At 33.9% G+C, this 19,734-nt stretch carries 22 protein-coding genes; 10 read left to right on the top strand and 12 right to left on the bottom strand.

Annotated elements, in window-relative coordinates; genetic code table 11:
• Positions 1 to 36: 36 nt before the first annotated feature.
• The 4 genes from lepB (HT586_RS04250) to HT586_RS04235 all read right to left on the bottom strand — a co-directional run bounded on the left by lepB (HT586_RS04250) (position 37) and on the right by HT586_RS04235 (position 3,135).
• Positions 37 to 597 carry a signal peptidase I gene (lepB, locus tag HT586_RS04250; RefSeq protein ID WP_096077012.1) on the bottom strand — a complete coding sequence of 187 codons (561 nt, stop codon included), beginning with the start codon at positions 595 to 597 and terminating at the stop codon, positions 37 to 39.
• An 11-nt stretch (positions 598 to 608) separates the two neighbouring features.
• Positions 609 to 1,097, bottom strand: coding sequence for a signal peptidase I (lepB, locus tag HT586_RS04245; RefSeq protein WP_096077013.1), 489 nt, complete (start codon positions 1,095 to 1,097; stop codon positions 609 to 611).
• Positions 1,094 to 1,693 carry a TVP38/TMEM64 family protein gene (locus tag HT586_RS04240; protein ID WP_096077014.1) on the bottom strand — a complete coding sequence of 200 codons (600 nt, stop codon included), beginning with the start codon at positions 1,691 to 1,693 and terminating at the stop codon, positions 1,094 to 1,096. The genes lepB (HT586_RS04245) and HT586_RS04240 overlap by 4 nt, the downstream gene beginning before the upstream one ends.
• A 95-nt stretch (positions 1,694 to 1,788) precedes the next feature.
• Complete coding sequence (locus HT586_RS04235; RefSeq protein WP_096077015.1) at positions 1,789 to 3,135, bottom strand: glucose-6-phosphate isomerase; 1,347 nt, start codon at positions 3,133 to 3,135, stop codon at positions 1,789 to 1,791.
• A gap of 294 nt (positions 3,136 to 3,429) precedes the next feature.
• Between HT586_RS04235 and HT586_RS04230 the strand changes: the two genes are divergently transcribed.
• Together HT586_RS04230 and argH are read left to right on the top strand one after the other, a co-directional pair.
• Positions 3,430 to 4,635, top strand: a complete 1,206-nt coding sequence (locus HT586_RS04230; protein WP_096077016.1) for an argininosuccinate synthase — start codon at positions 3,430 to 3,432, stop codon at positions 4,633 to 4,635.
• Positions 4,628 to 6,004 carry an argininosuccinate lyase gene (gene argH / locus HT586_RS04225; protein ID WP_203546357.1) on the top strand — a complete coding sequence of 459 codons (1,377 nt, stop codon included), beginning with the start codon at positions 4,628 to 4,630 and terminating at the stop codon, positions 6,002 to 6,004. Before HT586_RS04230 ends, argH begins: the two co-directional genes overlap by 8 nt.
• Before the next feature lie 13 nt (positions 6,005 to 6,017).
• On the opposite strand, the gene HT586_RS04220 is transcribed toward argH, so the two are convergent.
• The 8 genes from HT586_RS04220 to HT586_RS04185 form a co-directional block, all read right to left on the bottom strand.
• Positions 6,018 to 7,178, bottom strand: a complete 1,161-nt coding sequence (locus HT586_RS04220) for an iron-containing alcohol dehydrogenase (protein ID WP_096077018.1) — start codon at positions 7,176 to 7,178, stop codon at positions 6,018 to 6,020.
• 177 nt (positions 7,179 to 7,355) lie between these two features.
• Positions 7,356 to 8,603, bottom strand: a complete 1,248-nt coding sequence (locus HT586_RS04215) for a Glu/Leu/Phe/Val family dehydrogenase (protein WP_096077019.1) — start codon at positions 8,601 to 8,603, stop codon at positions 7,356 to 7,358.
• Between the two features lie 88 nt (positions 8,604 to 8,691).
• The gene (locus HT586_RS04210) at positions 8,692 to 9,888 is read right to left on the bottom strand and encodes an ornithine--oxo-acid transaminase (protein ID WP_203546356.1); all 1,197 of its coding nucleotides are present in this window, start codon (positions 9,886 to 9,888) and stop codon (positions 8,692 to 8,694) included.
• Between the two features lie 97 nt (positions 9,889 to 9,985).
• Positions 9,986 to 11,530, bottom strand: a complete 1,545-nt coding sequence (pruA, locus tag HT586_RS04205; protein ID WP_188018160.1) for an L-glutamate gamma-semialdehyde dehydrogenase — start codon at positions 11,528 to 11,530, stop codon at positions 9,986 to 9,988.
• 151 nt (positions 11,531 to 11,681) lie between these two features.
• Entirely contained in the window at positions 11,682 to 12,053 is a 372-nt protein-coding gene (ygs, locus tag HT586_RS04200; protein ID WP_096078102.1) for a S1 domain-containing post-transcriptional regulator Ygs, read from the bottom strand.
• Between the two features lie 79 nt (positions 12,054 to 12,132).
• On the bottom strand, positions 12,133 to 12,390 hold the full coding sequence (locus tag HT586_RS04195) for a DUF1871 family protein (protein WP_157742197.1): 258 nt from the start codon (positions 12,388 to 12,390) through the stop codon (positions 12,133 to 12,135).
• Positions 12,374 to 12,574, bottom strand: coding sequence for a hypothetical protein (locus HT586_RS04190; RefSeq protein WP_096078103.1), 201 nt, complete (start codon positions 12,572 to 12,574; stop codon positions 12,374 to 12,376). The genes HT586_RS04195 and HT586_RS04190 overlap by 17 nt, the downstream gene beginning before the upstream one ends.
• Before the next feature lie 242 nt (positions 12,575 to 12,816).
• Complete coding sequence (locus tag HT586_RS04185; RefSeq protein WP_133353577.1) at positions 12,817 to 13,410, bottom strand: peptidylprolyl isomerase; 594 nt, start codon at positions 13,408 to 13,410, stop codon at positions 12,817 to 12,819.
• 62 nt (positions 13,411 to 13,472) lie between these two features.
• Between HT586_RS04185 and kapB the strand changes: the two genes are divergently transcribed.
• The 8 genes from kapB to mnhG all read left to right on the top strand — a co-directional run bounded on the left by kapB (position 13,473) and on the right by mnhG (position 19,693).
• Positions 13,473 to 13,856 (top strand): sporulation phosphorelay system protein KapB, encoded by a 384-nt coding sequence (gene kapB / locus HT586_RS04180; protein WP_133353578.1) that lies wholly within the window; start codon positions 13,473 to 13,475, stop codon positions 13,854 to 13,856.
• Between the two features lie 146 nt (positions 13,857 to 14,002).
• Entirely contained in the window at positions 14,003 to 16,378 is a 2,376-nt protein-coding gene (locus HT586_RS04175; RefSeq protein WP_096077025.1) for a Na+/H+ antiporter subunit A, read from the top strand.
• Positions 16,362 to 16,790 (top strand): Na(+)/H(+) antiporter subunit B, encoded by a 429-nt coding sequence (locus HT586_RS04170; protein WP_096077026.1) that lies wholly within the window; start codon positions 16,362 to 16,364, stop codon positions 16,788 to 16,790. The genes HT586_RS04175 and HT586_RS04170 overlap by 17 nt, the downstream gene beginning before the upstream one ends.
• Positions 16,790 to 17,131: a Na(+)/H(+) antiporter subunit C gene (locus HT586_RS04165; protein WP_096077027.1), complete on the top strand. Its 342-nt coding sequence runs from the start codon at positions 16,790 to 16,792 to the stop codon at positions 17,129 to 17,131. The genes HT586_RS04170 and HT586_RS04165 overlap by 1 nt, the downstream gene beginning before the upstream one ends.
• Positions 17,124 to 18,596 carry a Na+/H+ antiporter subunit D gene (locus HT586_RS04160; RefSeq protein WP_133353580.1) on the top strand — a complete coding sequence of 491 codons (1,473 nt, stop codon included), beginning with the start codon at positions 17,124 to 17,126 and terminating at the stop codon, positions 18,594 to 18,596. The genes HT586_RS04165 and HT586_RS04160 overlap by 8 nt, the downstream gene beginning before the upstream one ends.
• Positions 18,596 to 19,075: a Na+/H+ antiporter subunit E gene (locus HT586_RS04155; RefSeq protein ID WP_203546355.1), complete on the top strand. Its 480-nt coding sequence runs from the start codon at positions 18,596 to 18,598 to the stop codon at positions 19,073 to 19,075. The genes HT586_RS04160 and HT586_RS04155 overlap by 1 nt, the downstream gene beginning before the upstream one ends.
• Positions 19,072 to 19,380 (top strand): Na(+)/H(+) antiporter subunit F1, encoded by a 309-nt coding sequence (locus HT586_RS04150; protein ID WP_096077030.1) that lies wholly within the window; start codon positions 19,072 to 19,074, stop codon positions 19,378 to 19,380. Before HT586_RS04155 ends, HT586_RS04150 begins: the two co-directional genes overlap by 4 nt.
• Positions 19,352 to 19,693, top strand: coding sequence for a monovalent cation/H(+) antiporter subunit G (gene mnhG / locus HT586_RS04145; RefSeq protein WP_111714348.1), 342 nt, complete (start codon positions 19,352 to 19,354; stop codon positions 19,691 to 19,693). Before HT586_RS04150 ends, mnhG begins: the two co-directional genes overlap by 29 nt.
• Positions 19,694 to 19,734 lie beyond the last annotated feature (41 nt).

Below are 19,734 nucleotides of genomic sequence, written 5' to 3'. Positions count from 1 at the left end.
ACTTCTTATAATAAATTATAAAAAGTGCAGTAGTTTTTATTTTGAATCAAAATTGTAATGAAAACTATTGAATGGCCAGTAGCGTAATGCAACTTCACCGACCACCTGATCCTCTTTAATTAAACCAAAATAACGACTATCTTTACTTACTTCACGATTATCACCTAATACAAGTAAGCTATCTTCAGGTATCTTATTTTTACCATTAGCGTTTGCTAAATCTTTAACGCTAAAATTTTCAGTTAATAAAATATTTGTTTTTGCTACTTTATTTTCTTCAAGATAAGGTTCATCTACTTTTTTTCCATTCACAAATAATTGATCATCTTTATATTCAACTGTATCACCTGCATTACCGATAACACGTTTTACATAGTCTGCTTTTTCATCTGCATGGAAAACAATTACATCACCATTGTCAATATTTCCTAATGTATAGCCAATCTTGTTCACAATTACTTTTTCTCCGTCTTTTAAAGTAGGATCCATTGAATCTCCTTTTACGGTATACGTTACAAATAAAAATTGATTAATTACAAATATTAAAGCTACTGCAACTACTATCGCAATCAACCATTCTACGATTTCCTTCTTCAAATTGCCACCTCTTATTTTTTATTCTGCCAATACGTATAAATCACTTTTCCTAACATTTGATTTCGACTGATACATCCATATGTTCTTGAGTCAGTACTATCATCAATATTGTCACCAAGAACTAAATAACAATCTTGCGGAACAATACGATACTTTCTCATCTTATCATTCAGCAATAGCTTCATCGACGAATCACTGTATCTTGACTTCTTTCCATTAATATAAAGCGTATCCTTAGATATTTTTATGTAATCACCCGGCGTTGCAATAATACGTTTTATCATAGTTTCATTTTCATTCAGTTTAAAAAAGTAAACATCATCTATTTGGGGTTCAATTACAATATCAATAAATTGATTGACGAGTACACGATCACCATCATGATATGTAGGTTCCATTGAGTGACCAACAATAATATAGTTAGAAATAAAAAATGAACGTAATAATATGACAAAAATCAGTGAAAATATTAACGAAATGATAATACTTTTAATTTTCATCGTTTGGCCTCGTTATGTGTAATACTTCTTTCAATAAGCTTTCCAATCATCCATAAAATGAGTAAAGCTATAGCTACAATTATACTCTTTTTCGGCTCTCTAACAAAGGAATATATATCATTACCAATAAAACTTAATATGAACAACATAACTGCTTTTCCACTTAAAACAGCGATAAGATATTGTTTCAAAGGTATTGTACTTAACCCTGCGACAACATTTATCACACTTGATGGAGTAAATGGAAAACATAATAAAATGAATAACGGCATGACACCTTTTTCATCAATACGTCTAATAAACTTTAACGTATGAGGGTGTTTATTGAGATGCCTCAGAAATTTGTGTTGTCCGTATTTCCTTATTAATAGAAATACGATATATGCACCACAAAAAGCACCCAACCAAGTAATAATAAACCCCCAATAAAGCCCATAGGTATTCACATTGACAACTGCAAATAAAGCAATCGGTAATATCGGTATAAATGCTTCGAAAAAAGGTAGTAAGAATGCAATGATGATACCAAATGATTCAAAAGTATCAAAGTATCCTTTGATTGCTTCTTCACTAAAATACTGCATTATAAAATCCATAACGCCACCTACTCTCACCTCATTTTATCGAAATTAAAGAAATAGTGCATTAAAAAAGCTAAGGCAATACGCCTTAGCTCAAAAAGTCAACAATATTATTGATTCAAACGTGCTTCAAGTTCAGCTTTTTTATCTTCGAATCCTGGTTTACCTAATAATGCGAACATATTCTGTTTATATGCTTCAACTCCAGGTTGGTTAAATGGATTCACACCTAGTAAGTAGCCGCTCATCGCTACACTTAATTCAAAGAAATAAACCATGTAACCAAACGTGAACGCATCAAGTTGTGGTACTTCAACAACCAAGTTCGGCACACCACCATCACTATGGGCTAGAATAGTTCCCTGGAATGCTTTTGTATTAACAAAATCTAATGTTTTACCTGCTAAGAAGTTTAATCCATCTAAATCATTCTCATCAGCTTCAATCGTAATATCAGCTCTTGGATTTTGTACTTTCACAACTGTTTCAAAAATGTCACGGCGACCTTCCTGAACATACTGACCTAATGAATGTAAGTCAGTAGAGAAGTTTGCACTTGATGGATAAATACCTTTAAAGTCTTTACCTTCTGATTCACCGAATAATTGTTTCCACCATTCGTTAAAGTATTGAAGACTCGGCTCATAGTTGATTAACATTTCGATTGTGTAACCTTTATTATAAAGAACATTACGAATAACGGCATATTGATATGCAATATTTTCTTCTAAGTTATCTGAATCTAAATCGATACGCGCTTGATCTGCACCTTGCATCATCGATTCAATATCATGACCACTTGCTGCAATCGGTAATAATCCTACAGCTGTTAATACTGAGAAACGTCCTCCCACATCATCAGGTACTACAAATGTTTCGTATCCTTCAGTTGTTGCAAGTGATTTTAAAGCACCTTTAGCTTTATCAGTAGTCGCATAAATTCTAGACTTTGCGCCTTCTTTACCGTATTTCTCTTCTAATATTTTCTTAAATGCACGGAATGCTACAGCAGGTTCTGTTGTAGTTCCTGATTTTGAGATAACGTTAACTGAGAATTCTTTATCTTTTACATATTCGATTAAGTCGCTTAAGTATGAAGAAGATAACTGGTGCCCTGCAAAGATGATTTGAGGTTTACCTTGTTCAGTTTTTAAATGATCAAACGATTTGTTTAACATTTCAATCGCTGCACGCGCTCCTAAATAAGAGCCACCAATACCGATAACTACCAGCACTTCACTATCAGACTGAATCTTTTTCGCAGCAGCCTGAATACGTGCAAATTCTTCTTTATCATAATCTTTCGGTAAGTTCACCCATCCTAGAAAGTCACTACCAGCACCTGTACCGTCATGAATTGTGCTGTGTACGTTCTTAACGATTGACTGCATTTGCTCTAATTCGTGTTGACCAAAAAAAGTTTCAGCTGTACTGTAATCAAATTTAATATGTGTCATCATAAATCCTCCTGTTTGTAAATTCACATTTATTGTACTCTATCCAAACATACATCTCAATAGAATCGCATTTTGTAAGCGTATATATAGTTATAAAATTTAAATTTTTATGACAATTGATTTTTTGTGTAGTACACCTAACGTAGAGCGTTTAAATAATGATCAAACAAATTTGTTTTTCTATAATTATGCACTTTTATGAATAAAACACTTGAAATCAATTTTCTATTCTGCTATCTTTATATGTATATTAATTCATAATATCAAATATTTATTATAAAGGAGTTTTTATTTATGGCAAAAGAAAAAGTTGTACTTGCATACTCAGGAGGTTTAGATACAAGTGTTGCTATTCAATGGCTTATTGAAAAAGGTTATGATGTCATCGCTTGTTGTCTAGACGTTGGCGAAGGTAAAGAACTTCAGACTGTAAAAGAAAAAGCTCTTACAGTTGGAGCAATCGAATCCATTATGTTAGACCAGGTAGAAGTTTATGCAAAAGATTATTTAAGCTATGCGATTAAAGGTAATACTTTATATGAAAATACATATCCTTTAATTTCTGCCCTTAGCCGTCCACTTATCGCTAAAGAACTTGTAAAAGTTGCACATCAGTTCGATGCGCAATATATCGCACATGGGTGTACAGGAAAAGGAAATGACCAGGTACGTTTTGAGGTTGCAATCCATAGTTTAGATCCGAGCATAAAAACGTTAGCACCTGTGCGTGATTGGGGATTTAGTCGTGAAGAAGAAATTGAATACGCTAAAGTTCATAACATCCCGATTCCAATCAATCTTGATTCACCTTATTCAATCGACCAAAATTTATGGGGAAGAAGTAACGAATGTGGTATTTTAGAAAATCCATATATAGAACCACCAGAAGATGCCTACGAATTAACAAAGTCACCCGTTGATGCTCAAGACAATGCAGTTTATCTCGAAATTACGTTTAAAGATGGACTGCCAACTGAAATCGATGGAGAAAACTTACCATTACATACACTGATTAAACAACTGAATAAAATAGGTGGAGAACACGGCGTCGGTAGAATTGATCACGTTGAAAATAGACTTGTCGGTATTAAATCTCGTGAAGTCTATGAAGCACCAGGTGCTATGATTATTATTAATGCCCACCAGGCTTTAGAAACAATAACGCTTACGAAAGATGTGCAACACTTTAAACCATATGTGGAACAACAATTTGCAAACCTCGTTTATAATGGTCTATACTTCTCTCCATTATCAGATCATATTAGAAATATGATGAATGATATACAGCAATATGTAAATGGAAAAGTTAAAGTTAAACTGTATAAAGGAAATATTACTGTTGTTGGACGTACAAGTGATAACTCATTATATAATGAGAAACTCGCAACATATACAAAAGAAGATGCGTTTAATCAACAAGCAAGTGTCGGCTTTATTGAAATATACGAATTACCTACAAAATTAGCTACAGAAGTTTACAGAGGTGATTTTAATGAGTGATGCATTATGGGGAGGACGCTTTGAAGCATCCATGGATGCGCTCGTTGAGAAATTCAATCAGTCTATCGATGTTGATCAGGCCCTGTTTTATGAAGATATTGAAGGCAGTATTGCGCATGTCACAATGCTTGGTGATAGTAATATCTTAACGCATGATGAAACAAAGCAAATTAAAGAAGGACTCGAATCACTTAAGTTGGATCATCAAAAAAATGCACTTACTTTTTCATCAAAGTATGAAGATATTCACTTGAATATTGAACATCTGTTGACCGAAAAAATTGGACCAGTTGCCGGAAAACTTCATACTGGGCGTTCACGTAATGATCAGGTGGCGACAGATATGCATTTATTTACCGTGAAAAAAGTGAAGCTAATGATTAAAACAATAACAAAACTTCAGGAAAGTATTATCCGTGTTGCAGAAGATAATATCGAAGTCATTATTCCAGGCTATACACATCTACAACGTGCCCAACCGATACTATTATCACATCATTTGATGAGTTATTTCTGGATGTTACAACGTGATAAGGAAAGATTAGAGGAAAGTCTATCACGCATTAATGTATCGCCGCTTGGTTCAGGTGCTTTAGCAGGAACTACTTATCCAATCAATCAGCAACATACTGCTGAACTATTAAACTTTGATCACATTTACCCAAATAGTATTGATGCAGTAAGTGATCGAGATTATATTCTTGAGACAATGAACAATATCAATCTAATCATGATGCATCTATCCAGATTATCAGAAGAAATCATCATTTGGTGTTCTCATGAATTTAACTTTATTACGTTGAGTGATGCTTATTCTACAGGATCATCTATTATGCCTCAAAAGAAAAATCCTGATATGGCAGAACTCGTACGTGGCAAATCTGGAACAGTCGCTGGCAATTATATTGGTATGCTAATGACACTTAAATCATTGCCGCTTGCCTATAATAAAGATTTACAGGAAGATAAGAAATCATTCTTTGACTCAATTGAGACTTGTTTAGATAGTTTAACAATCTATAGCGGGATGATCGATACAATGCAAATTAATAAAGAAAATATTTCAAATACGCTTGAACAAGACTTTTCAAATGCAACTGAACTTGCTGATTACCTCGTAAGTTTCGGAATTCCGTTTAGAGAAGCACACGCTATAACAGGTAAACTCGTCGCTGATTGTATAAAAGAGGATATATATTTAAAAGATGTGACGTTAGAAAGATACAAAGCGATTCATCCTGAAATTAGTGATGAAATTTATATTATATTAGCTCCAAAATCTGCTGTTGAACGAAGAACAAATTATAACGGTACAAGCACTCAATCAGTATTAGCACAAATAAAACAAAGCAAGTCTAAGTTATATTAGACTCGCCTTGTTTTTATAATGCAGCTTGATAAATTGCCATTATATCTTCTTTTTGAAGTTTATAGAAGTTTCCATAAGGACCATAGATTAAAGTTTTCTCTGCAAATACTTCTAAGTCTTCTTCTTTTACGCCAACTTCAGATAATTTCGTTGGTGCACCAAGTGAAGTCCAGAAATTAGATATCGCATCAATTCCGAAATTAATTTTCTCTTCATCAGATAAACTACTATCGACATCAAATACATCCTCAGCAAACTTGATGAATCGCTCTGGTGATTTCTTACTTACATAACGCATCCATTCAGGGAATATAATTGCTAAACCAACACCATGAGGAATGTCATATATAGCACTAACTGCATGCTCTAAATTATGTGTTGCCCAGTCCCCAGCATATCCTAAACGCATGAAACCATTTAATGCAACTGTAGCGCCAAGCATTGTTGTCTCACGTGCTTCGTAGTTATCAGGTTGTTCTATTGCTACAGGACCAGCTTTCATGATTGCTTTCATTACCCCACTGATCATCGCATCTCCGATTTCAGTATTTGACGCTTCATTGAAATATTGCTCCAGTAAATGACTCATACTATCGATAATACCATTTGCTGTCTGATTTTTAGGTAATGTATAGAGTAATTCCGGATTTAACAAACTAAATTTAGGAAATACAAGTGGAGAACCCCAACCAAGTTTTTCATTTGTTTCCCAGTTAGTAATTACACTACCTGAATTCATTTCTGAACCAGTAGCTGATATTGTAAGAATCGTTCCAAAAGGAACTGCACTTTCAACAGTTGCTTTTCTTGTAACGATATCCCATGGATCAACATCGCTTGTTGAAGCAGCAGAGATTAACTTAGTACCGTCAATAACTGAACCACCACCTATTGCAACAATAAAATCGATGTTGTTATCTTTAACGGCCTGTACACCTTTTTTTACAGTTGAAAGGCGTGGATTTGGTTCGATACCAGCAAGTTCAAATACATTGTAACCTTCTAATAATTTGATAACACGTTCATAAAGACCCGTTTTCTTAATGCTGCCACCACCATATGTTAATAAGATGTTCTTACCCTCAGTAAATTTTTCAATCATTTGTGGTAATTGGTCAGTGCTCTCTTTTCCAAACACTAAAGTGGTTGGATTTTGAAATGTAAAATCGTTCATTTTTATAATCTCCTTTCTATTTGTGTTTATTGTATTAGAAATATTCGATTTTTGGAATTTATTCGATTTAAAAATGAATCTTTACACAAGATATCAGCTTTCGAAATTGGTGATATCCCAATTTCAGTACTTATAAATAAAAAAGACACACCCATAAAAGAGTGTGCCTCAAAAATCTTATGCCCATCCACGGTAACGTGCAGCTTCTGCTGTACGTTTAATACCTACGATGTATGCTGCTAAACGCATATCTACTTTTCTAGCTTCTGCTAATGAATAAACATTATCAAATGCTTTAACTAATTTTTCACGTAACTTTTCATTTACTTCTTCTTCTGTCCAGTAGTAACCTTGGTTGTTTTGTACCCACTCGAAGTAAGATACAGTAACACCACCAGCACTTGCTAAAACGTCAGGTACAAGTAAGATACCACGTTCAGTTAAAATCTTAGTTGCTTCTGGCGTTGTTGGACCATTTGCTGCTTCAACTACGATTTCAGCTTTAATATCATGTGCGTTATCTTTCGTAATTTGGTTAGAGATTGCTGCTGGTACTAAAATATCACAATCTAACTCAAATAATTCTTTGTTTGTAATTGTATCTTCAAAAAGGTTCGTTACAGTACCGAAGCTGTCACGACGGTCTAATAAATAATCGATATCTAATCCATTTGGATCATGTAATGCACCATGTGCATCAGAGATACCTACAACTTTAGCACCCATGTCATATAAGAATTTCGCTAAAAAGCTTCCTGCGTTACCGAAACCTTGAATAACAACACGTGAGCCTTCAATTTGTTTTCCACGGCGTTTTGCCGCTTCTTCAATCGCAATTACAACACCTAATGCAGTAGAACGGTCACGTCCTTGTGACCCACCTAATACAATAGGTTTTCCTGTAATAAATCCTGGAGAGTTGAACGCATCCATCATGCTATATTCATCCATCATCCAAGCCATGATTTGTGAGTTTGTAAATACATCTGGCGCAGGGATATCTTTTGTTGGTCCAACAAATTGAGAGATCGCACGAACGTAGCCACGTGATAAACGTTCTACTTCGTGTATACTCATTTGACGTGGATCACAAACGATTCCACCTTTACCACCACCGTATGGTAGATCAACGATACCGCATTTTAAAGTCATCCACATAGATAAAGCTTTTACTTCATCTTCGTCAACGTCTGGATGGAAACGAACGCCACCTTTAGTAGGTCCTACTGCATCGTTATGTTGTGCACGGTAACCTGTAAAAGTTTTTACTGTTCCATCATCCATCTTAACTGGAATACGCACTGTTAATAAACGTAAAGGTTCTTTAACCAGTTCATACATTCCTTCATCAAAACCAAGTTTATCCAATGCTTCATGAATTATATTTTGTGTAGATGATACTAAACTTGTAGTGTTTTCTGACATGTTATTCGCCCTCTTTTTCATTCTTAAGTACTTCAATGTTTATTGTAACATATTTAAAATCTTTTAAAAGCCCTTTTTGAAAACGCTATCATTTATTTTCGAATACTGATTTTACTTTTTCAATGGCCCAGTCTAAATCTTCTTGAGAAATGATTAATGGTGGCGCAAAACGAATTACAGTATCATGTGTTTCTTTACATAATAAACCTAATTCTTTTAATTGTTCACAGTATGGACGTGCATTTTCAGTTAATTCAACACCGATAAATAATCCTTTACCACGAACTTCTTTAATAATTGGGTTATCGATTTCTTTTAACTTAGATTGGAAATATTCTCCTAATTCTAAAGAACGTTCAGATAACTTTTCATCAACTAGAACATCTAAAGCTGCCATTGAAACTGCACAAGCTAATGGGTTACCACCGAATGTAGAACCATGACTTCCTGCATTGAATACTTCTAAAATTTCTTTATCCGCTAATACACATGAGATAGGGAATACTCCGCCACCTAATGCTTTACCTAAAATGTACATATCAGGTACTACGTTATCCCAGTCAGTTGCGAATAATTTACCAGAACGTCCAAGACCAGCTTGAATTTCATCAGCGATAAATAATACATTATTTTCAGTACAAAGATCACGAACTTCTTTTAAGAATCCGTCTTTTGGAATGTTGATTCCTGCTTCACCTTGAATTGGCTCAAGTAATACTGCAGCAGTGTTAGGTGTGATTGCTGCTTTAATTTGTTCAATATCATCAAACTCAACTAATTTAAAGCCGCCTAATAATGGACCATATCCACGTTGATATTCTGCTTCACTTGATAAAGAAACTGCTGCCATTGTACGACCATGGAAATTACCTTTCATTGCAATAATTTCAGCTTGATCTTTTGCAACACCTTTAACATCATAAGCCCAACGACGTGCTGCTTTAATAGCAGTTTCAACCGCTTCAGCACCTGTATTCATCGGTAATACCATTTCTTTACCAGCAAGCTTACAAATCTTTTCATACCAAGGACCTAATTGATCACTGTGGAATGCACGTGAAGTTAATGTAACACGATCAGCCTGATCTTTTAAAGCTTGTATAATTTTAGGATGACGGTGACCTTGGTTAACTGCTGAATAAGCAGATAACATGTCCATGTACTTATTGCCTTCAGGATCTTTGACCCATACACCTTCAGCTTCAGAGATAACAATCGGAAGTGGATGATAGTTTGGTGCACCATAATGATTTGTAATTTCAATGATATCTTGTGATTTAGTCATTATTATTCTCCTTTTTTAGAAAAGCAGTAGTGCCTTGCACTACTGCTATATTTATTTGATTATTTTATTTTCATTTATTTATGAAACAAATACTTTCTTATAACATTTCTGAAGTTGTTTTACCTTGCATATGAAGTACTAAGTAATCTGGTCCACCGGCTTTAGAGTCTGTACCTGACATTTTGAATCCACCAAATGGTTGGTATCCAACAATTGCACCTGTACATCCACGGTTGAAGTATAAGTTACCTACATGGAAGTCACGACGTGCTTCTTCTAAATGCTCACGATTATTTGTAATTACTGCACCAGTTAAACCGTAATCAGTATCGTTTGCAAATTTGATAGCTTCTTTGAAATCTTTAGCTTTAGCAATACCTACAACAGGTCCAAAGATTTCTTCCTGCATAATACGGTCATCATGTTTAACATCTACAAATACTGTAGGATTTACGAAATTACCAACAGACTCTTCTGTAGTTCCTCCAACTAATAATCTACCTTCTTGTTTACCAATTTCAATATATTCTTTAATTTTGTTTAAAGATTTTTCATCGATAACAGGACCCATGAAGTGTTCGTTAGTTTCTGGGTTACCAACAGTTAATTTTTCTGTTTTTTCTTTAACTTTTGCAACTACTTCATCATAAACGTCTTCTAAAACGATTGCACGAGAACATGCAGAACATTTTTGACCTGAGAATCCGAAAGCAGATTTAACAATCGATTCAGCTGCTAACTCTAAATCAGCTTCGCTGTCAACTACGATTGTATCTTTTCCACCCATTTCAGCGATAACACGTTTTAAGTTTAATTGACCTTCGTGAACTTTTGCAGCACGCTCATAAATATGAACACCAACATCACGTGAACCTGTGAATGAAATGAAACGTGTATCAACGTGATCCACAATGAAGTCACCGATATCACGGCTTGAACCAGGAATGTAGTTTACTACACCTTTAGGCATACCAGCTTCTTCTAAAACTTCTACGAATTTATATGCAACTACAGAAGTGTTTGAAGATGGTTTTAATAATACTGTGTTACCAGTTACTAATGGCGCAACAGTAGTTCCAGCCATAATTGCTAATGGGAAGTTCCATGGTGAGATAACTACACCAACACCTAAGGCGATATAGTCATAACGGTTGAATTCGCCTGGACGGCTTTCAACTTTAACACCATCTTTAAGACGTAACATTTCACGCGCGTAAAACTCTAAGAAGTCGATACATTCTGCAGTATCTGCATCAGCTTCGTTCCATGGTTTACCTGCTTCTTTTACTAATAATGCAGAGAATTCAAATTTTCTGCGTCGAATAATCGCTGCTGCACGGAATAAAATATCAGCGCGCATTGCAGGATTAGTAGATCTCCATGTTTCAAATGTTTCTTTCGCAATAGCCATAGCTTTCTCAGCATGCTCTTGTGTTGCTTGAGATACATGACCAATTGTTTCTTCTCTATTAGCTGGATTAAATGAACGTAATTTGTTATCAGTCATAATACGTTCTCCACCAATTACTAACGGATAATCTTCTCCTAAATATGCATTTACTGTTTCTAAGCCTTTTAACATTGCTTGTTTATTTTCCTCGATGCTAAAGTCTGTGAATGGTTCGTGTTTGTACGAAATCATTACATTGCCTCCTCTTTGTTTGTTAATTAGAAAACCCTTACATACTATATAATGACTAATTTTAAGAAATACTTCAACCCTTAATACTTAAATTTTGCAAAATAATTTTTTATGCACAAACATGCATAAATTAAAGAAAGAAACTACAGCACTATTGTAGTTTCTTTCCCTTTTCTACCCATTCCGGTAGTTTTTCTCGTAACGATTCGAAACCAATATTTTCTGGTTGCTTAAGTTCTTCAAGTACTGATTTCTTTTCCTTTTTTCGTTCCTGACGTTTAAAATAATCGTTTTCTTTTAAAGATAAATTTAATTTACCATCTTCAGAAATATCGAGAATTTTCGCTTTAACAATTTGACCCACTGAGAGAAATAAATTTAAGTTGTGGACATAATCATTCATCACTTCAGAAATATGTATTAATCCCTCTGTATGCTGATCAGTCTCAACAAATGCTCCATATGGTTGTATGCCTGTCACTTTAACTTTAATAAACTGTCCCTTTTTATACTTTTTATTCATCATATTTATCCCTCATTTTTAATATCATTATTTTACCATAAAAATGAGTATAAAAAAAATCATGTAGCTATGTAAGATGCTACACGATTTCGCAAGTTGCACGTAATTTATAAATTTCATTTAAAATATCTTTAATTTCTTGTTTATCAGGTGACTGTTCAAAACTATGCATGAAAATTTCTGATATTCTCTGAATTGTTTCATCAAAAGATAATTTTTGATGTACAATATCCATTATTTCGTAATATTCCATATCTCCCTGAGAAGCATCTTCAAGTTGCATCGGGTTCCAGTTGTTTAAGATTTTGTACATTGCTATATTAAAATCTGGATTCATGGCGTTCATCCTCAAGTTTTCGCATCACTTCAGCTTCAAATATTTTAAACTTTTCTTCCTGTTTCTGTGAATTTCTTTTAAACATTTTAAAAGAAATATAAGCAAGTGTCATAAAGAATATTAATGATAACACTGCCGGGACATATTCCCACTTATTTTCCGGAAAATATAAAAAATCCATCATCATGCATCACCCCTAATCTAATAAATTATTATAACATTAAAAATCCACAAAAAAAGAATAAGTCATGAACATTTCATGACTTATTCCAGGTCGTCGCCAAAGTATTTAGACGCAAGCAAACTGGAAACAATGCAAAAAAATCGCTCTTTGATTTTGAAAGCATTGTTGAAGTTTGCCTAGCGTCTGCTTTGAAGACGCCGTTTATCCAGGTCGTCGACAAAGTGTTTAGCCCTATGCAACAATTATTTTAATATGTTAATCTTCTCAATCACTACATCTTCTAACGGTTTGTCTTGAGCGCCAACCTGAACATTAGCGATTGTTTCTAATACATCAAATCCTTCTACTACTTGACCAAATACTGTATGTTTTTGATCTAGCCATGGTGTTCCGCCAACTTCAGCATATTTATCAACAATCTCTTCTGGCCATCCACCTTGCTTTAATTGTGATAACATTTGAGCTGGTACTTGTTTCATTTGAACGATGAAGAATTGAGAACCGTTAGTATTTGGTCCCGCATTAGCCATAGATAAAGCACCATATAAGTTGAATGCTTCCATAGAAAATTCGTCTTCAAACTTATCTCCGTAAATACTTTCTCCACCCATACCAGTTCCAGTTGGGTCTCCACCTTGAATCATGAAATCATTAATAACACGGTGGAAGATAATACCTTCATAATATCCTTTTTCAGATAACTGAATAAAGTTTTCAACTGTTTTTGGTGCAACTTCCGGGAATAATTTAATTTTCATTGTTCCTTTTGTTGTTACCATTTCTACTAAACGTTCATTTTCTGAAATTTCTGTATTTAATTGCGGAAAATTAGTCATTTTTAAGCTCCTTCATGATATGATTATTACCATAATATATTAACACAAAAAGGATGAGAAATATGTATTTTAGACTTATGCACAAAACTGGTATTTATATTGTAGAGAAAGTTCAGGATAACCCTAATGGTGTTCTGGTTAGCATTGAAAGTGTTATCACTCACCCGATGCAGGGAGATTTGCATAATAGAGGAGAAGTTGAAAATGTATTCTTCCATGAGCGTAAAGCACTTTCTTATAAAGAAAAACGTGTGGTAGATGAAAATTTACTGAAACCTTATACAGATAAAGTACTCCCATATGTTGAATCATTAATTCAGGCAGTATCAAAAATGGAGCAAAAACTAAAAAATGAAGATACTCTTTTTAATAGGAAGGCACTTGATACGTTATCAAATATTAAATATGATTATGAACGTCAATACAAGTTTTCTTTCCCGGAATAAAAAAGTGACAATTATATGACGATTTTTTAATTTTAATCTGTTTCTTCTTATTTAAGGAATATATTATACGGTGTCACCATATTAGACTATTAGAAATAAATCCGTGTATTTTTCTTGTATAATAAAATACTAAAGGAGGTTTTAAGATGACTTTATGGATAGTATTGCTGCCATTTATAGCAGCGTTATTTCCAATTATTCTACAGAAACAATTACGTACTATTCATACGGGTTGGTTTGTATTACCCATTCCTGTAATTGCTTCAATATTCTTTATCAGCAAATTATCTTCATTAGGTCAGACATTGTTTGAAAAAAATAACTGGATGTCACGTATAGGATTAAATTTAAACTTTAAAATAGATGGCATTAGTTTACTTTTTGCTCTGCTTATTTCTGTGATAGGTATGCTCGTAGTATTCTATTCTATTTCATATCTTAGTAAACGAGAAGAACTTGGAAAATTCTATACATATTTATTGTTATTTATGGGTGCAATGTTTGGCGTTGTACTGAGCGATAATATTTTAGCACTTTATATGTTCTGGGAACTGACGAGTATTTCAAGTTTCTTATTGATTTCGTTCTGGTATTTTAAAGAAAAATCAATTCAGGGTGCTTTGAAATCGATGTTAATCACCGTCTTTGGTGGTTTAATGTTACTAGGTGCTATTGCCATCTTAGTTAGTATTACACACACGACTTCAATAGATGCAATGATTCAAAACGCAAATTTAATTCAGAATCACAAATTATTTCCGTTAGCTATCGTATTAATCTTATTAGCTGCATTTACTAAATCAGCTCAGTTTCCATTTCATATATGGTTACCAGATGCTATGGAAGCACCGACACCAGTAAGTGCATATCTGCATTCAGCGACAATGGTTAAAGCCGGTATTTATCTCGTAGCAAGGTTTACTCCTATTTTTGCTGTCAGTAATATATGGACAAACAGCTTAATCTTTATCGGCTTATTCACAATGTGTTTTGCATCGATGAAAGCTGTTAATCAAAAAGATTTAAAAGGGATTCTTGCATTCAGTACAATCAGTCAGTTAGGACTTATTATGTCTTTACTTGGATTTGGCTCATTTGCACTAAAAAATAATCATAATGAACTTTTCGTTATTGCAGTTACGGCTAGTGTGTTCCACATTTTAAATCATGCCTCATTTAAAGGCGCTCTCTTTATGGCTGTAGGTATTATCGACCACGAAACAGGATCACGTGATATCCGTAAGCTTAATGGATTACTAACATTAATGCCTGTAACTTTCACAATTGCAGTGCTTGGCTTATTAAGTATGGCAGGTGTCCCACCCTTTAACGGATTTTTAAGTAAAGAAATGTTTATTACATCTGTTTTAAATGCAGTAAAGAGTAGTTTCTCAGGTCAACCATTGCTTTCAAGTAGTGCATTAATACTTATGTTTATAGGGAGTATATTTACTTTTATATACTGTATAAAGTTAATCATCGATATATTCTTTGGCTCCCCTAAAGATAATACAACTGAGAAACAGCCTCACGAAGCTCCAAAGTTATTACTAGCTTCACCTATTATATTAATCAGCATCATGGTTGTGATTTCACTTGTTCCAAATATATTTTTACCATTATTAAATGCGGCGACAAACAGTATATTAAATCAGTCTGTTCATATAGAGCAAATTCATCATTTTCATGGATTTAATACACCACTATTTATTACATTAGCTATCATTATTTTTGGTGCACTACTCGTTGCTACTTTTAAATACTGGGAAAAAATATATACTATCTTCCCTGCTCAGTTCAGTCTGAATAGGGGATATGATCTGTTACTTACACAATCACAAAAGAAAAGTAAGTTAATCAATCAGTTTCTCGTGTTAAGAACCATTCGTTTCAGTATGTCTGCAATACTGATTACGTTTATTATCATAACGAGCTATGTATTTATCAATAATCCGATTCATTTTAATTTTGAGTCGCTAGGTTCAATCCAGCCATATGAGTTGATTCTCGTTGGCATCATATTAATTGCAAATATTATGATCTTAAAATCAAAATCGCGTTTATTTAGTATTATCATGTTAAGTACTATCGGTTATTCCATTGCATTATTATTCGTTTTCTTTGATGCACCTGACCTAGCATTAACACAACTTGCTATTGAAACGATTTCAACAGCATTATTCTTAATGTGTTTCTATCATCTACCACGTCAGTATCGTCATGAAGAAAGTTCAAAATTTAAGTTATCAAATTTTGTGATTGCATTGCTTTCAGGTATTTGTGTCACAATCATTGCTTTAGCAGCATTTAGTAACAAACTTTATCCATCCATTGCAGAATATTATATTAAAAATGTATATGAACTTGCCGCAGGAAAAAATATGGTAAACGTAATTTTAGTAGACTTCCGTGGATTTGATACTTTATTCGAATCAAGTGTACTAGGAATAGCAGGTATAGGTATCTATACATTAATACGATTAAGACAGAATAGAGGTGATAATAATGAAAAAGCAAAATAATGATGTCATTCTACAGTTTTGTACGCTCGTTGTCTTCTTCATTATTATCACTTTCGCCTTTGCCATATTTATGGGTGGTCATTATACGCCAGGCGGAGGGTTTGTAGGGGGATTGCTCATATCATCTGCACTTCTCATTGTTTTAATTGCTTATGATATTAAAACTTTACAACAGATTATTCCTATAGATTTCAAAAAGGTCATTGCTATCGGATTAATGTTTTGTTACGGCACACCGTTAATCAGTATCTTACAGGGTAAACCCTTTTTCACGCATACTTTTGGTGACCTGCATTTACCGCTCCTGGGTGAACTACATCTTCACACTGCAGTATTATTTGATATTGGAGTAATGCTTGCAGTAATTGGAACGACTTTGACGATAATCTTAACGATTGGAGAGAATGAATAATGGAAATATTAATCATTATATTGAGTGGCATACTTGTTACTTGTGGCGTCTATTTGATTCTCTCTAAAAGTTTGCTCAGAATCATTATCGGATCTTCTATCATTTCTCATGCAGTCAATTTAATATTGCTTACAAGTGGCGGCTTAAAAAAAGGTGCTTCACCAATCTATGAAGAAGATCAGCATTTTTATACAGATCCAATTCCACAGGCATTAATATTAACAGCAATCGTAATAAGTTTTGCTGTAACTGCGTTTTTCTTAGTACTTGCTTTTAGAAGTTATAAAGAGTTAGGTACTGACAATGTATCAGATTATAAGGGGGTACCTGAAGATGAGTAATTTAATCGTATTCCCAATTATATTACCAGCTCTCACTGCTATTATTTTAATTTGTATCGGAAAAAAACCTATTATTAAAAGAATGGTAGCATTTTTTGGTACTTTAATAACATTTTTAGTTACACTTTATCAGTTTATACATGTTTTTAAACATGGCACAATATATCTAGAACTTGGAAACTGGAAAGTACCATATAGTATTGTGCTTGTTTCTGATATGCTATCGGCAATTTTAGTCCTCACAACAACATTAATTACTTTGATTATAATCTATTATTCTTATCAATCAATCGGACTTGACCGAGAAACATATTATTATTACTCATCAGTGATGTTTATGCTGGCTGGTTTAAATGGCGCATTTACAACTGGAGATATCTTTAACTTATTCGTATTCTTTGAAGTATTCTTAATCAGTTCATATGTGTTAATGATTATCGGAGGAACGAAGATACAATTACAGGAAAGTATTAAATATATACTTGTGAATGTTACGAGTTCGGCATTTTTCGTACTCGCAATCGGTATGTTGTATTCAGTTATCGGCTCATTAAATATGGCTGATATGAGCAGTAGAATCGATGGCATAGAAAACCAAAATATTATTGTGATCTGTGCCATATTATTTATCTTTGTATTCGCTACAAAAGCAGGTATGTTTCCTTTATATTTCTGGTTACCAGGCGCATATTACGCTCCACCGATACCAATTCTTGCTTTATTCGGTGCGTTGCTTACTAAAGTGGGTGTTTATGCACTATACAGAACGTACAGTTTATTCTTCAGTCAATCTGGAGAATTCGTGCAGAACATACTGCTTGTATTAGCAATACTCACAATTATATTTGGGTGTATTGGTGCACTTGCATATCGTGATATGAAGAAAATTATCATCTATAATATTATGATTGCCGTGGGAGTAATTATCGTGGGACTTGCAATTTTTACAAAAGAAGCTACAATTGGGGGCATTTATTACTTAATTCATGACATGATTATTAAAGCGAGTTTATTTATGCTTATCGGTATCATTATGAAAGTTACGAATGAAACAGACATTAGAAAAATTGGTGGACTTATAAAAGATTATCCGCTGCTTGGCTTTACGTATTTTATTGCAGCGTTATCACTTGCAGGTATTCCACCACTAAGTGGTTTCTACGGAAAATACTTTATCGTAAAAGCAGCGATGAATGAAGGATATGTGATGACTGCTATCATCGTATTAATCAGTAGTTTAGTCGTATTATATTCAGTAATCAATATCTTTTTAAAAGTTTTCTTTGGTACTGGTAAAAAATACGTGCAACCAACTATCAATAAGATGATGTTTGCGGCAGTATTAATGACAGTTCTCGCAGTATTATTCGGGGTTATGAGTGACGCTTTATATCCAGTCATTGAAAAAGCTGCATTATCAATTCATTCACCAGAAACTTATGTCAAAGCATTAGGGGTGAAATAATGGCGATACAAATGATTATACATACTGGGCTAGTCATACTATGGTGTATCTTAACTGGTTCTGTATCTTTCGGTAATATGTTACTTGGTTATTTATTTGGACTCATAGGGATATATATCATGAGACCATTTTTACCTGGTGGGTTCTATCTCATTCCTTTCTTAAAAGTGCTACGTTTGACCGTTATATTTATTATCGAACTATTTAAAGCAAATATCAATGTTCTAAAAATCGTTATTGCACCAAAAATCGATATACAGCCTGCATTCTTTATGTATCCAACCGATTTAAGAAAAGATTGGGAAATCAGTTTATTGTCTCTACTGATTACGTTAACACCAGGAACAGTCGTTGTAGCAGTTAGTGATGATAAAAGTAAGCTTTATATCCATGCAATAGACTTTAGTGATATAAAATCAGAAATAGATGGCATTAAGCATTCTTTTGAAGATGCGATAAAGGAGATTGGATTATCATGACAATAGAATTTACCAATATTATCATTATTATCGCATTGATTATCGTTTCTTTATCGATGCTCGGTATACTATATCGTGTCATTAAAGGCCCAACTATAGCCGATAGAGTTGTTGCACTTGATGCATTAGGTATCTCTCTAATGGCAATGATTGCACTATTCTCAGTACTGTTAAATACTAAATATTATATCAGCATCATTATGCTACTTGGCGTACTGGCCTTTTTAGGAACAACTGCTTTTGCCAAGTTTATAGAGAAAGGAGAAATCGTTGAATATGATCGACACAATCGTCATCGTCATTAGTATGTTCTTTATTATTATCGGTGCATTGCTGACAGTAATAAGTGCTATCGGTTTAATCCGCTTACCTGACGTGTATACCCGTGCACATGCGGCCAGTAAATCTTCAACGCTTGGTGTTATGTTTATGATGTTCGGCGTATTTCTTTACTTTTTAGGTCGTGATCATCATTTTGAACCGACATTAATTCTCGCAATTCTTTTTATATTCTCTACCGGACCGATTGGTGCACATTTAATTATGCGCAGTGCTTATTATTCTGGTACTGCTTACACAAATTCAACTGTTAGAGATGACCTTAAGAATGCAGAATAATAACGTAAAAAGTTTAATACAAAAAGCTGAGATAAGGATTT

Source organism: Macrococcoides bohemicum, assembly GCF_016865215.1.
Classification (GTDB): Bacteria; Bacillota; Bacilli; order Staphylococcales; family Staphylococcaceae; genus Macrococcoides; species Macrococcoides bohemicum.
This window is presented reverse-complemented; position numbering and strand designations above follow the sequence as displayed.